At 65.3% G+C, this 11,883-nt stretch carries 12 protein-coding genes; 4 read left to right on the top strand and 8 right to left on the bottom strand.

The window, feature by feature from the left end; all coding sequences use genetic code 11:
* Positions 1 to 11: 11 nt before the first annotated feature.
* Genes NKJ57_RS01105 through NKJ57_RS01075 form a run of 7 tightly spaced genes read right to left on the bottom strand, consistent with a single transcriptional unit; the run spans position 12 to position 6,326 of the window.
* On the bottom strand, positions 12 to 803 hold the full coding sequence (locus tag NKJ57_RS01105; RefSeq protein ID WP_352510329.1) for a sugar isomerase domain-containing protein: 792 nt from the start codon (positions 801 to 803) through the stop codon (positions 12 to 14).
* 37 nt (positions 804 to 840) lie between these two features.
* Positions 841 to 1,611, bottom strand: coding sequence for a GntR family transcriptional regulator (locus tag NKJ57_RS01100; RefSeq protein ID WP_023683130.1), 771 nt, complete (start codon positions 1,609 to 1,611; stop codon positions 841 to 843).
* The gene (locus NKJ57_RS01095) at positions 1,608 to 2,483 is read right to left on the bottom strand and encodes an ROK family protein (protein ID WP_352510328.1); all 876 of its coding nucleotides are present in this window, start codon (positions 2,481 to 2,483) and stop codon (positions 1,608 to 1,610) included. The genes NKJ57_RS01100 and NKJ57_RS01095 overlap by 4 nt, the downstream gene beginning before the upstream one ends.
* Entirely contained in the window at positions 2,480 to 3,220 is a 741-nt protein-coding gene (locus NKJ57_RS01090; protein WP_031195993.1) for a PIG-L deacetylase family protein, read from the bottom strand. Before NKJ57_RS01090 ends, NKJ57_RS01095 begins: the two co-directional genes overlap by 4 nt.
* Positions 3,217 to 4,074 (bottom strand): carbohydrate ABC transporter permease, encoded by an 858-nt coding sequence (locus NKJ57_RS01085; protein ID WP_352510327.1) that lies wholly within the window; start codon positions 4,072 to 4,074, stop codon positions 3,217 to 3,219. Before NKJ57_RS01085 ends, NKJ57_RS01090 begins: the two co-directional genes overlap by 4 nt.
* Complete coding sequence (locus NKJ57_RS01080) at positions 4,071 to 5,003, bottom strand: carbohydrate ABC transporter permease (RefSeq protein ID WP_352510326.1); 933 nt, start codon at positions 5,001 to 5,003, stop codon at positions 4,071 to 4,073. The genes NKJ57_RS01085 and NKJ57_RS01080 overlap by 4 nt, the downstream gene beginning before the upstream one ends.
* Positions 5,004 to 5,051: 48 nt before the next feature.
* Positions 5,052 to 6,326, bottom strand: coding sequence for an extracellular solute-binding protein (locus NKJ57_RS01075; RefSeq protein ID WP_023814673.1), 1,275 nt, complete (start codon positions 6,324 to 6,326; stop codon positions 5,052 to 5,054).
* A gap of 316 nt (positions 6,327 to 6,642) precedes the next feature.
* Here NKJ57_RS01075 and NKJ57_RS01070 point away from each other — a divergent pair, with 316 nt between their 5' ends.
* The 3 genes from NKJ57_RS01070 to NKJ57_RS01060 are packed head-to-tail and all read left to right on the top strand — an operon-like array spanning position 6,643 to position 9,685.
* The gene (locus tag NKJ57_RS01070) at positions 6,643 to 7,935 is read left to right on the top strand and encodes an ABC transporter substrate-binding protein (RefSeq protein ID WP_352510325.1); all 1,293 of its coding nucleotides are present in this window, start codon (positions 6,643 to 6,645) and stop codon (positions 7,933 to 7,935) included.
* Entirely contained in the window at positions 7,935 to 8,825 is an 891-nt protein-coding gene (locus NKJ57_RS01065) for a carbohydrate ABC transporter permease (protein ID WP_352510324.1), read from the top strand. The genes NKJ57_RS01070 and NKJ57_RS01065 overlap by 1 nt, the downstream gene beginning before the upstream one ends.
* On the top strand, positions 8,822 to 9,685 hold the full coding sequence (locus NKJ57_RS01060) for a carbohydrate ABC transporter permease (protein ID WP_023750102.1): 864 nt from the start codon (positions 8,822 to 8,824) through the stop codon (positions 9,683 to 9,685). The genes NKJ57_RS01065 and NKJ57_RS01060 overlap by 4 nt, the downstream gene beginning before the upstream one ends.
* Before the next feature lie 6 nt (positions 9,686 to 9,691).
* Here NKJ57_RS01060 and NKJ57_RS01055 read toward each other — a convergent pair whose 3' ends face one another.
* Positions 9,692 to 10,876 (bottom strand): Gfo/Idh/MocA family protein, encoded by a 1,185-nt coding sequence (locus NKJ57_RS01055; RefSeq protein ID WP_023747065.1) that lies wholly within the window; start codon positions 10,874 to 10,876, stop codon positions 9,692 to 9,694.
* 86 nt (positions 10,877 to 10,962) lie between these two features.
* Between NKJ57_RS01055 and NKJ57_RS01050 the strand changes: the two genes are divergently transcribed.
* Positions 10,963 to 11,850, top strand: coding sequence for a MurR/RpiR family transcriptional regulator (locus tag NKJ57_RS01050; RefSeq protein WP_023747064.1), 888 nt, complete (start codon positions 10,963 to 10,965; stop codon positions 11,848 to 11,850).
* Positions 11,851 to 11,883 lie beyond the last annotated feature (33 nt).

Here is an 11,883-nt window from a genome sequence, read left to right as displayed (position 1 = left end):
CCTCCCTTTTTTCACTCTCCGCGCATCGTTGCCTGGAAGGTCGGCAGGTGCTTCTTCTGCGCATCCAGCATGCGCTCGCGGTAGACGCCGTAGATGACGTCGGTGTCGTGCAGCGTCACGCCGGCAATGGTCGGCGAGGCGAAGACCGGCAGTTCGATGCCGCGCTTGGCGAGCTGCTCGGCGGTGCGCGCGATCAGCTCATGCGCCAGGATCATGGCAAGCACCGTCGATGAGCCCGACACCGGCCGGCTCCAGCCCTCGACCGGCACGATGGCGTCCTCGATCGGCGAACAGGTGTCGATGACGAGGTCGGCGGCATCCGCCAGCCGCTTGCCGGAGGAGTGCGTCGCCGGCTTGTCCAGATTGTTCTTGCTGGTGACCGCGACGACGAAGATGCCGCGCTTCCTGGCGTAGAGCGCGGTGTCGATGCCCGACGAGTTGCGGCCGCTATGGCCGAAGATGATGATGGAATCGCCCTTGTTGAGCGGCTGGTGGTCGAGGAATTTTTCGGCGTATCTTTCCGTACGCTCCAGCCACAAAAGCTCGCGCACGCCGCCGGCGCCGAGCACATTGTGCCACATCACGCGCGGGTCGGTCAGGGGGTTGAAGCCGACATAGCTGCCATAGCGCGGAAACACTTCCTGCACCGGCAGCACCGAATGGCCGGAGCCATAGAGATGCACCAGCCCGCCGCCCTCGAGCGAGTCGGCAAAGCGGCTGGCAGCCTGGCCAAAGGCCTCTTCATTGGCTTTCGCAGCCTGGTCGATGAGGGCGGCGAGACGGTGGATGTAGAGATCGGACACGCGGGTACTCCTGTTTGATGTGTCGGTCTGGAATGGATCAGCTTCTTGGGTTCAGCGGCACGCGTCCGGCGCGCAGCGTCGAGCGGATTTCGTAGCGGTCGCCGCGCATGATCGAGACGGTGAATTCGAACGGGCCGCGCTCGTCGGTGGTGATGCGTTCGACGACGAAGGCCGGGCTGCCGACGGCGAGGTCGAGCAGTTCGGCGTCCGCCGCACCGACCGCGCCGACCCGGTAGTTCTCCCGCGCGGCCACCGGCACGATCCCGTAATGGCGCTCCAGCGCCTCGTAGAGCGAGCCCTGCAGCAGGCCGGCATCGAGGAAGCCCGGCACGCGCACCGCCGACAGCTGCGCCGTCTGGATGCCGATCGGCTCGTTGTTGCCGAGCCGCAGCCTGCGAATGCGCACCACCGGATCGCCCTCCTCGATCTCCAGCGCGCCGGCAGCCGCCGCATTGGCGGTGGTCAGGCTGCAGTCGAGCAGGCGCGAGCCCGCGACCACGCCCATATTGCCCATCTCCTGGGTAAAGCTGGTCAGCTCACGCGTGCCGGCGACCAGCGTGGTCGAGCGCACGAACGTGCCGCGGCCATGTTCGCGCCTGAGCAGCCCGGCCTCCTCGAGATTGCGCAGCGCGTGACGCAGCGTGATACGGCTGACGCCGAACAGGGCGCACAGCCTGTCCTCCGCCGGGATCTGGTCGCCCGTCGCCCATTCGCCGCTCTTGACGATGGCGCGGATCGCCTCTTCGACCTGATACCAGAGCGGCTCCGGCCGTCTGCGGTCCGGCTGCTGAAAGCTTGCTTCGCTCATCGCACATGCCTCCACCCCTGCCCAACGGCGCCGGCCAGCGCCGCGCCGACGAGGCCGGCGCGGGGACCGAATTTTCCGGGCTTGACGTCGATGCCGCGCAGATGCGGCGGCAGTTGGCGTCGCAGCGCCGCAAGCAGCGGCGGCCGGATCACATCCAGCGCCTCCGCCAAACCACCCGAAATCAGAACCGCTTGCGGATCGAGCAGCGCGACAGCGCCTGCAAGCGCGGTGCCGAGCTGTCGCGCCGGCAGTTCAAGCAAGGTGAGTGCGGCCAGTTCGCCGGCCTGGGCAGCGGCGATCAGCTGGCGGCCGTCGGCAAGGCCGATCTGTCCGGCAAGGGCATCAAGCGCCCGGCCCGACGCGACGCGCTCCAGCCAGCCGCTGCGCTCCTCGCCATGATCTTTGACGTCGGCGCAGGCCCAGCCGAACGAGCAGGCGCCGCCATGCGCGCCGGCAACGATGCGGCCATTGGCCAGCACCGCCGAACCGATGCCGGTGCCGATGGCGAGCAGGATCGCATCCGACATGTTTTTCGCACTGCCTTCGACAGCCTCCGCCAGCAGCGCAATCTGTGCGTCATTGCCGATCGCTACGCGCAGTTTGGGAAACAGCGTCTGGATGTCGACGCCGTCGAGGAACGGCAGGTTGGGGATCCAGCGGCAAATTGAGCCCTCGACCAGACCCGGCACCGCGATGCCAAGCGCTGAGACCGGCCCGGCCTCAGCGCACAGCGCGTCGATGCGCGCAATGAAGGCATCAAGGGTTGCCGGCGCCGGCTCGCTGCCCAGCGCCTCCAACCCACCGACATCGCCCGTAGATACGCCGGCGCGCAGATTGGTGGCGCCGAGATCGATGGCGAGTACCCGCGTCATCGACCGGACCCTTTGCCGAAGGGGAGCGAGAACAGGCCGCTGCCGGCATTCCACGAATGCGACGCCGCCGCGAAGGCCTGCGCATGGCGCGTGCCGCGCAGGCAGCCGCGCAGCCGGTAGAGCGAACTGTAATAGTCGACATAGGGGAAGCTGCTCAGGCCGCGCGCCAGCTCATACTCCATGACCGCGTCGCGCCAGGCCTCGAACCCGTCGCTGACATCGACGAGATGCTCGGGCCGGAAGCCGTCATCGTCCTCCCAGTTCTCGCCGAACAGCAGCAGTTGCGGCGTATGCGCCGGATGGTCGCTGGCAACGGTCGGCAGTCCGGCGAAGAAGATACCGGTCTTGGTCAAATGCGCGGCGGCGCGATGGTCCTTGTGCCAGCTGCCGTGCCAATGGGTGATGACGATCTCGGGTTTCAGCTCGCGAATGATGTCGCCCACTTCGAGCGCCGTCTGATCGTCTGTGGGCAGGAAGCCGTCGCGCAGGCCAAAGCCACGCATGGTGACGCCGAGCCGCTCCGCCGCGCTGCCCGCTTCCTCTTCCTTCTGCACGCAATAATGCGCGGGAACCAGGTACGGATGGCCCTGCTCACCCATGGTCAGATGCAGGAAAGTCACCGTGGCGCCGCGCTTGACGGCAGCGGCCGCCAGCGGCCCGGCCATCACCTCGGCATCGAAGGCGTGCGCGCCGACCACCAGGATCGATTTCGCCGCATAAATTCTGTCTTCGATCATTTCATGCCCCCTCCGGTGCCCACGCCTTCGCGAATCTGGCGCGCCAGCAGACAATACATGATCAGGATGGGCGCCATGGATATCGCCAGCGAGGCGAACACCAGGCCCCAGTCGGTGCGGAACTGGCCGACGAAGACGCTGATCGCCAGCGGCACCGTCTTGTAGCGGTCGTCGAAGATGAAGATCAGCGGGAAGAAGAAATCGTTCCACACCGCGATCGCGGTGAAGATGGCCACGATCGACACCGCCGGCTTGACCATCGGCAGGATGATCTGGAACAGGATGCGCACCTCGCCGGCGCCGTCCATGCGCGCGGCCTCGTCCAACTCGGAGGGTAAGACGCGCATGAAATTGGCGAAGATGAAGACGGCGAAGGGAATGCGGATCGCCGAATAGACCAGGATCAGCCCGGTCAGCGAATCCAGCAGGCCGAGATTGCGCATCAGCGTGAACAGTTCGACCGAGGCGAGCCGGATCGGCAGCATGATGCCGGACAGGAACAGGCCGAGCATGATGGCATTCCAGCCAAGCTTGTAGCGGCTGAGCGGATAGGCGGCCATCGCCGAGACGACGATGGTGAGGATGACGGCGCCGCCCGTGACGATCAGGCTGTTGATGAAATTCTGGCCGAGATCGGCGCGCGTCCAGGCGTTGATGAAATTGTCGAAGGCAAAGCTTTGCGGCAGGCCGAGCCTGTTGTCGTAGATCTCGGCCGTGGTCTTGAAACAGGAGACGACAAGGATGTAGAGCGGCAACAGCACAGCCGCCGTCCAAACGACCAGCACCGTCCAGCCGGGCAGCCGCGCCAGCTGCCGAGAGATGTCTGGCCTCTGCGCAATCGCCAGCGCGCTCATAGCTGCACCGTGCGGCGGTCGAAGAAGCGCAGCATCATGAGCGTGCCGATGCTGAGGATCAAAAACAGCACGGTGCCGAGCGCCAGCGCCAGACCGATATCGGTGATGCCGACAGCGCCTTCCGCGCCGAAGGCCAGCCGGTAGAAGTAGGTCACCAGCGTGTCGGTCGAATAGCTCGGATTGCCCTGCACGCCCTGCGTGACATAGACGATGTCGAACTGGTTGAAGGTGTTGATGAACGACAGCGTCGTCAGCGTGCCCAGCGCCGGCATCAGCAGCGGCAGCGCGATCGAGAACAGCATGCGCGCATTGCCGGCGCCGTCAAGTTTTGCCGCCTCGAAAATCTGGCCGGAAATCTGCCGCAGACCTGCCGTGTAGATCAGCACCGGCAGGCCCATCCAGTTCCAGGCATCGACGGCGATCAGCATGGCGAGCGCGGTGTGGCTGTTGCCGAGCACGGTCAGGCTGCCCTGGTGCAGGCCAAGCCCGTTCAGCGCCCATTCGACGACGCCGCCCGGTGCCAAAAGCAACCGCCACAGCGCGCCGACGATGACCGGGCTCAGCACCGCCGGAAAGAAGAACACCGACTGGAAGAACGCAGCACCCCTGTCGCGCAGGAACAGCAGCCAGGCGAACAAAAGCCCGATTCCGTTCTGGAACAGCATGATGCCGAAGAACCAGGCGGTGTTGTGCCACAGCGCGCCGTAGAGCCGCGCGCCGCTGGGGAAAACGAACAGCCTTGAGAAATTCGACAGGCCGGCGAACTCGACCATGCGCAGCCCCTTCCAGACGAAGAAGCTGCCCCAGAGCGACATCCCCAGGGGATAGAGGACGAACAGCGCATAGACCGCCAGCGCCGGCAGGGTGAACAGCACGGCCATGCGCTGCTGCGTGCGGCGAAGGCTGCTGGTGCGGCGAAGGGTGCTCATGCGCTTTTCTGGTCCGTGAGAGGCCGGCCGCTTTGCGACCGGCCGCGCCTACTGCTTCGGCTTGAACCAGGTGGCGACTGCGGCCTGCATGTCGGCCGCCAGCTTCTCCGGCGCGATGTTGCCTTCGACCATGTCGATGATCTCCGACTGCAGCACCGAAGACGCCGTCGGCGACTGCCAGCGGAAGCCGACCAGCGTCAGATAGGGCGTCGAATTCTTCGCCATCTCCATCATCGCGGCCAGCACTGGATCCTTCACCGTCACATCCGTGCGGGCCGGCGGCCAGCCGAGCTCGTCGGCGAACATCTGCGCGAACTCTGCCGAAGCCATAAAGCCCAGCACCTTGGTCGCGGCTTCCTTGTTCTGGCTCTCGGAGACCAGGCCATAGGAGCCGTCGGAGAAGGCCGAGGTGTAGAGTTTTGCCCCGGCATCGTCGGCGGGGAACGGGAAGATCGAGAATTTCAGCTTCGGGTTCTGCGCCTTGAAGCTGCCGTTCTCGAACGAACCGCCGAGGAACATCGCCGCCTTGCCGCCGATGAACTGCTGCGTGGCGGTGGTGTAGTCGATGCCGGCGAAGCCGTCGGGGAAATACGGCTTCAGCTCGGCGAAGCGCTTCAGCGCCGCCACATAGCGCGGATCCTCGAAGGTCGCCTTGCCGCTCATCATCTCGTCGTAGAATTCAGGACCATAGACGGTCGGGCCGACGACGCCGACGGCGATCTCCAGTTCCCAGGCCGAGCCGTTGGCGCCGCCGGTGGCGATCGGCGTGATGCCGGCCGCCTTCAGCTTCTCGCAGACAGCGGTGAAATCCTTGTAGGTCTTGGGGATCTCGATGCCCTGGGCGGCGAAAATATCCTGGTTGTAGAAGACGCCCATCATCGGCACCGAATAGGGCACGCCATAGAGCTTGCCGTCGCTGCGGCCGCGCGCGCCGCCAAGCGCCGCGTCCTCCATATTCTTCAGCTCCGGCACGCTGTCGTCCAGCGCGTCGAGATAGCCGGCCTCGACGAAGGGCTGCAATTCGCCATAGGCCTTGAGCTGCGCGATGTCGGGCCCGCGCCCGCCGCGCAGCGCCGTGCTCAGCCGGTTCTGGTAGTCGGCATCCGGCGTGAACTGAATGGCGACCTTGATGCCGGGATTCTTCGCCTCGAAGGCATCGAAGATGCGGCGCATCGCCGCCTCGTCCTCGGTGCGCCAGCTCCACAGCGTCACCGTGCTGTCGGCGGCTCGCGCCGGCAATGAGGCAAAGACGCCGGCGCAGGCGGCGGCAAGGCCGCCGATCAGCCTAAGCGCTGCGCGCCGGTGAAGTGAAAGCATGCTCATTGCCAGTCTCCCATTGTTCTCTGTCCTTGGCGTCCCGCGGCGTTCCCGTGCCGTGAGAAGTCATTGGTTCAGCAAAAGTCATTATAACGACATAGCGGTATTCGCAAGAGGTCTGCTGCGCCTCAGGAATGGCGGCGTTGGCCCCCTCACGACATTGCAGTACCTGCATCCGTTTGTTACCTAACGATAAATATCCACATTCCAGCGCCGCAAAGAAATCTGTGACCGTACCATGTGAGACTTTTTCCCCAGCAAGCCCTTGCGTCGCCGCGCTGACTTGTCATAACCTCATGTGAACCGATAGGGAGGATGAGGAATGTCGTTTGCCTGGACGTCGAAACTGGCACTGGCCGCAGGCCTCGCCATCCTGCCCGCCACGGCCTGGGCGCAATCGGTCGACATCTCCTATCTCACCCACTGGTCGCCGGAGACGGTGGCGCTGCTGGAAGCGGCGGCCAAGGATTATGCCAAGACCAATCCGGATGTCAGCGTCACCGTGCGTGCCGTCCCCTTTGGCGACCTCCTGACCACGCTGCGCTCGCAAGGCGGCGGCGCGGACGGCCCGACGATCGGCGGCATCTACGATCTCTGGTTGCCGGAACTGGCGCGCGACAAGCTGGTCGCGCCCGCTCCCGATGCGGTGGCCAGCGAGGTCATGGCCGCCTGGCCGGCGGGCGTCACCAGCGCCGCCTCGGTCGGCGGCACGCTCTACGGCATCCCCAACGAGATCGATGTCTATGCGCTGAACTATAACAAGGCGCTGTTCAAGCAGGCCGGCATCGCGGCGCCACCCGAGACCTGGGACGAATTCAAGGATGCGGCCAAGAAGCTGACCAACAAGGATGCGGGACAGCAAGGCTTCGGCATGATCAATTCATGGGCCGCCGGCGTCGTCCACCCCTTCGCCTCGCTGCTGGTGTCCAATGGCGGCGACCTGGTCAAGGACGGCAAGCCGGTGCTGAACAGCCCGCAGGCGACCGAGACCTTCCAGTTCTATGAGGACCTGATCAAGTCGGGCGCCAGTGTGCCGGCGATGGCGACCGCAGACGCCAACACCACCGGCCCCTTCCTCGACAATTTCGTCTCCGGCAAGACCGGCATGATCATCATGGCCAATTGGTGGGAGAGCGCACTGAAGGCCGGCATGGGCGACAAGTTCGCCGACATTGCAACGGCGCCGATTCCCGTCGGCCCGAGCGGCGACAAGCCGCATTCGATCTCCTACTCCTGGATGACCGTGGTCAACGCCAATGCAGGTGCCGCCGAGCAGAAGGCGGCGTGGGACTTCCTCGCCTGGCTGAACAATCCAAAGTCCGGCAAGAACGGCGCTTCCGCGATGTCGGATATCCTCATGTCGATGGGCATCCTGCCCTCACGCCTCTCCGACATCGAGGCGCACAAGGACAAGCTCGGCTCGGAATTCCTCTCCGGCTATGTCAGCGTGCTCACCGACGCCAAGCCGTTCCCTGTCGTGCCCGGCGGCCAGGAATTCTCGGAATCGCTGCAGCAGACGCTCGAGGCGTTGCAGTATGGCCAGGTCTCGGCCAAGGATGCGCAGGCGACGGCGCAGGCCGACGCCATTTCGATCCTGGAGCGCGCCGCCAAATAATGATTCAGAGGTACCGTGCCTCGGCGGGCATCATGCTGGCGCCCGCCGTGACGCTGATCGGCATCTTCGTCCTGTTGCCGATGCTGCTCACCGTCTGGCTGTCGTTCCAGGACTGGTCGACGCAGACGCCGTTTTCCAGCGCCAGCTTCATCGGCCTCGACAATTTCCGCGACATTTTTGGCGTCTCCTCGGTTGGCCGCGATTTCAAGGTCGCGTTCGCCAACACAGCCGTCTACACCGCGCTCTCCGTCGTCCTCATCCTGCCTCTGTCGGTGGCCTTCGGCCTGATGGTCTACCAGCGCGATGTCGCCGGCGGCACGGCGCTGCGCACGGTGCTGTTTGCCACCTACATGGTGCCGATGATCGCTGTCGCGCTGGTGTGGTCGAAACTCTATTCGCCGAGCGAAGGCCCGCTCAACCAGATGCTCGGTCTGATCGGCATCGGCCCGCAGCCTTTCCTGTCGTCGCCGCGCTCGGCGCTGATCTCGATCATCTTTCTCAATGTCTGGCAACAGGTCGGTTACTTCACCGTCTTGGCGATCGCCGGGCTGACGCAGATCCAAGGCAGCCTCTACGAGGCGGCGAAGCTCGATGGCGCCAACCGCTTCGAGCAGTTCCGCTTCATCACGCTGCCGCTGATGCGGCGCACGCTGTTGTTCAGCGCCGTCATCGCCATCATCAACGCCGTGCAGGTGTTCGAGCCGGTTGCCCTGATCACGCAGGGCGGGCCGGTCGGCTCGACCAATGTGCTCACCTACCACATCCGCCGCGTCGGCATCGAGCGTGCGCAGGGTGGACTGGGTTCGGCCATGGCGGTCATGCTGATGCTTTCGCTGATTGTCGTCGTCTGCGCGCTGTTTGCCTTCGCCAACCGGAAGAACGACGAATGAGCGCGGGATCGTCGAGCCGGCTGTCGCGCCGGCGCCCGTCCGGCCACAAGGCGCTGCTGGCGACGCTGATGCTGCTGGTCGCCGTCGCCTCGGCCTTCCCGCTGGTCTGGATGGTGCTGTCGAGCCTCAAGACGCCGGCCGAGAGCATGCAGGTGCCGCCGGTGTGGATCCCCCTTACGCCGAGCCTCGACGCCTATGAGAAGGTGTCGGGCGTGGTCAATGTCGGCCGCTCGATGTGGAATTCTCTGGTCATCGCCTCGATCACCACCGCCGGCATCCTGCTGACCAGCATGATGGCCGGCTACGCATTCGCCAAATACCACTTCCCCGCCAAGTCGCTGCTGTTTTCTGTGCTGATCGCCACCATGTTCCTGCCGCCGATCGTGACGTTGATCCCGCTCTATCGCCTGGTCGGCTCGATCGGCCTCAACGCCAGCCTCGCCGGCATCATCGTGCCCAATCTCGCCAATGCTTTCGGCATCTTCCTGATGCGCCAGTTCATCTCCGGCGTGCCCGACGAGCTCATCGACGCCGCGCGCATGGACGGCGCCTCGGAGTTCTTGATCCTCTACAAGATCGTCGCGCCGAGCGTCGCCCCCGCAATCGCGGCTCTGGCCCTCTTCGCCTTCGTCTATCACTGGAACAGCTATCTGTGGCCGCTGACCGTGCTGCAGGGCAATGCCGACGCCTATCCGATCGTCATCAGCCTGAGCCGGTTGCTGAGCTACAACAGGGGCGCGGTCAACACCGGCCTGGTGATGGCCGGCGCCACGCTGGCCGTGCTGCCGCCGCTCATCCTGTTCGCCTTCCTGCAGCGCTTCTTCGTCGATTCCATCGTCGGCTCGGCGATCAAGGGATAGCTCGCCTCACCCGAACCTTGCCGCCGTCCAAGCCCCGCCCGCAGCATTCGACTCCACCGCCGCAGCAACAAACTTCACCCCCCGCGCGCCATCGACGACATCGGGCACCTGTGCCGCGCGCGCCGGATCAACCGTCCCGCCCGAACGGTGCGCGCGAATGATATCGGCGGCGTCGCGGTAGAAATTGGCGAAGGCCTCGATATAGCCCTCCGGATGCGCCGCCGGCATGCGCGAAACGCGCTGGCTCTCAGTGGTCGAGCCATGGCCGCCGCGCACCAGCGTGCGGGTCTCCTCGCCGTAGATGGAGAAGCGCAGTTCTTCCGGCCGGCCGCCCGACCATTCGAGCCCGGCTTTGTCGCCATAGATGCGCACCGAGAGATCATTGTAGTGGCCGGGCGAGGTCTGGCTGGCGAGGATCGTGCCGCGCGCCCCGCCGGTCCAGCGCACCAGCACATGCGCATTGTCGTCGAGCCGGCGTCCCGGCACGGCAGTGAACAGATCCGCCGACACCGCCTCGGCCTCACAGCCGGAGATATAGCTTGCCAGGTTGAAGGCATGCACGCCGATATCGGCCAGCACCGCCGACTGCCCGGCGCGCGCCGGATCGGTGCGCCACTCCGCCTGCTTCTGGCCCTCGGCGTCGATCGGCGTGGTCAGCCAGTCCTGGATGTAGGCGCCATGCACGGACACGATGCGGCCAAGCGCGCCCGCCGCCACCATCTCGCGCGCCTGGCGGACCATGGCGTAGCCGGTGTTGTTGAGCGTGACGACGAAGCGGCGCTTTTTCACCTGCGCCAGCGCCACCAATGCTTCTGCGTCGGCCAGCGTCGTCGACAGCGGCTTGTCGCAGATCACGTCGATGCCGGCCTCGAGAAAGGCCGTGGCGATCGGCGCGTGCAGATGGTTGGGCGTGACGATGACCACCGCCTCGATGCCGTCCGGCCGCGCCGCTTCGGCTCGTGCCATGGCGCGATAATCGGCATAGCTGCGCTCGGGCGCGATGCCGATCTCGGCGGCCGAGGCGGCGGCGTTTTCCGGGTCCGACGACAGCGCGCCGGCGACCAGTACGATCTGGTCGTCCAGGCGCATGGCCAGCCGATGCACGGCGCCGATAAAGGCATTGCGACCGCCGCCGACCATGCCGACCCTGAGCCGCTTGCCCGCCGATCCGTCCGATGTTGCGTAGACCATTTTCAAGCTCCTCCCGGCAGACCGCTTTCGAACATGATTTCCAATTTTCATATTGTAAAACGATCGTATCGCGCTAGCCTGAAATCATGAGTGGGGCAAGCAAGGCATCCGCACGGTCCAGCACCGACGAGGCGGCGACGCGCAAGCGCGGGCGCTCTCTGGCCGCCCTCGGCTACATCCAGCCGCAGACCTATGAGGAGCTGCGCGCCGTGCTGTCGTCGGGCACGGTGCACTTCCCCAAGCGGCTGCGCCAGGTGGCGATCTTCCTGTGGCAGCACCCGAGCGACGTCGCGCTCGGCACCATCGCGCAGGTTGCGGCACAGGCCGGCGTGCAGCCCTCGACGCTGGTGCGCTTTGCCCAGATCTTCGGCTATTCCGGCTTTTCCGATTTCCAGGGCCTGTTCAAGGAGCACATCAAGGGCTCATGGCCGGAAGGGCGCGGCGAACCGCGCACCGAGACCGAGCCAAATCTGCATTTCCTGCACGGCATGGTCGGCGCATCGCAGGCCTCGCTGGGCCGCATCGAGACCGGCTTCGACGTCGAGAGTTTCGACAAGATGGTGGCGCTGCTGGCGGCGGCCGAGCTGATCTATGTCATCGGCTCCAAGCGCGCCTTTCCCGTCACCGCCTATCTCTCGCTGACGCTCTCGCAGCAAGGCGTGCGCAACGTGCTGGTCGACAATGTCGGGTCCTCCGCACTCGACCAGATCGGCTGCATCGGCGGCAGGGATGCCGTGCTCGCTGTCTCCTTCAGCCCCTACAATTCGATCACGCCCGATCTCGTCGCGGTGGCGCATGAGCGCAAGGCGCGTATCGTCACCGTCACCGACAGCACCTTCAGCCCGCTGATCCCGCTCTCGGACAGCTGGCTGGAAGTGGTGGAATCCGACTTTGCCGGCTTCCGCTCACTGGCGGCCTCGCTCGCCGTTGGGATGGCGCTGGTCCATGGCGTGGCGGCGCGGCGCGGCGAATGAGGCGTCACTGGTCCAATTGACTATCGGGAATTG

This window comes from Mesorhizobium sp. M0077 (assembly GCF_040322955.1).
GTDB lineage: Bacteria > Pseudomonadota > Alphaproteobacteria > Rhizobiales > Rhizobiaceae > Mesorhizobium.
Note: the sequence above shows the minus strand (reverse complement) of the source record. Positions and strands in the feature narration are given on the sequence as shown.

Coding starts and splice junctions, on each gene's coding strand:
- NKJ57_RS01100 (WP_023683130.1), bottom strand. CDS start 1,611: ATGAGCGAAGCAAGCTTTCAGCAGCCGGACCGCAGACGGCCGGAGCCG.
- NKJ57_RS01095 (WP_352510328.1), bottom strand. CDS start 2,483: ATGACGCGGGTACTCGCCATCGATCTCGGCGCCACCAATCTGCGCGCC.
- NKJ57_RS01090 (WP_031195993.1), bottom strand. CDS start 3,220: ATGATCGAAGACAGAATTTATGCGGCGAAATCGATCCTGGTGGTCGGC.
- NKJ57_RS01085 (WP_352510327.1), bottom strand. CDS start 4,074: ATGAGCGCGCTGGCGATTGCGCAGAGGCCAGACATCTCTCGGCAGCTG.
- NKJ57_RS01080 (WP_352510326.1), bottom strand. CDS start 5,003: ATGAGCACCCTTCGCCGCACCAGCAGCCTTCGCCGCACGCAGCAGCGC.
- NKJ57_RS01075 (WP_023814673.1), bottom strand. CDS start 6,326: ATGAGCATGCTTTCACTTCACCGGCGCGCAGCGCTTAGGCTGATCGGC.
- NKJ57_RS01070 (WP_352510325.1), top strand. CDS start 6,643: ATGTCGTTTGCCTGGACGTCGAAACTGGCACTGGCCGCAGGCCTCGCC.
- NKJ57_RS01065 (WP_352510324.1), top strand. CDS start 7,935: ATGATTCAGAGGTACCGTGCCTCGGCGGGCATCATGCTGGCGCCCGCC.
- NKJ57_RS01060 (WP_023750102.1), top strand. CDS start 8,822: ATGAGCGCGGGATCGTCGAGCCGGCTGTCGCGCCGGCGCCCGTCCGGC.
- NKJ57_RS01055 (WP_023747065.1), bottom strand. CDS start 10,876: ATGGTCTACGCAACATCGGACGGATCGGCGGGCAAGCGGCTCAGGGTC.
- NKJ57_RS01050 (WP_023747064.1), top strand. CDS start 10,963: ATGAGTGGGGCAAGCAAGGCATCCGCACGGTCCAGCACCGACGAGGCG.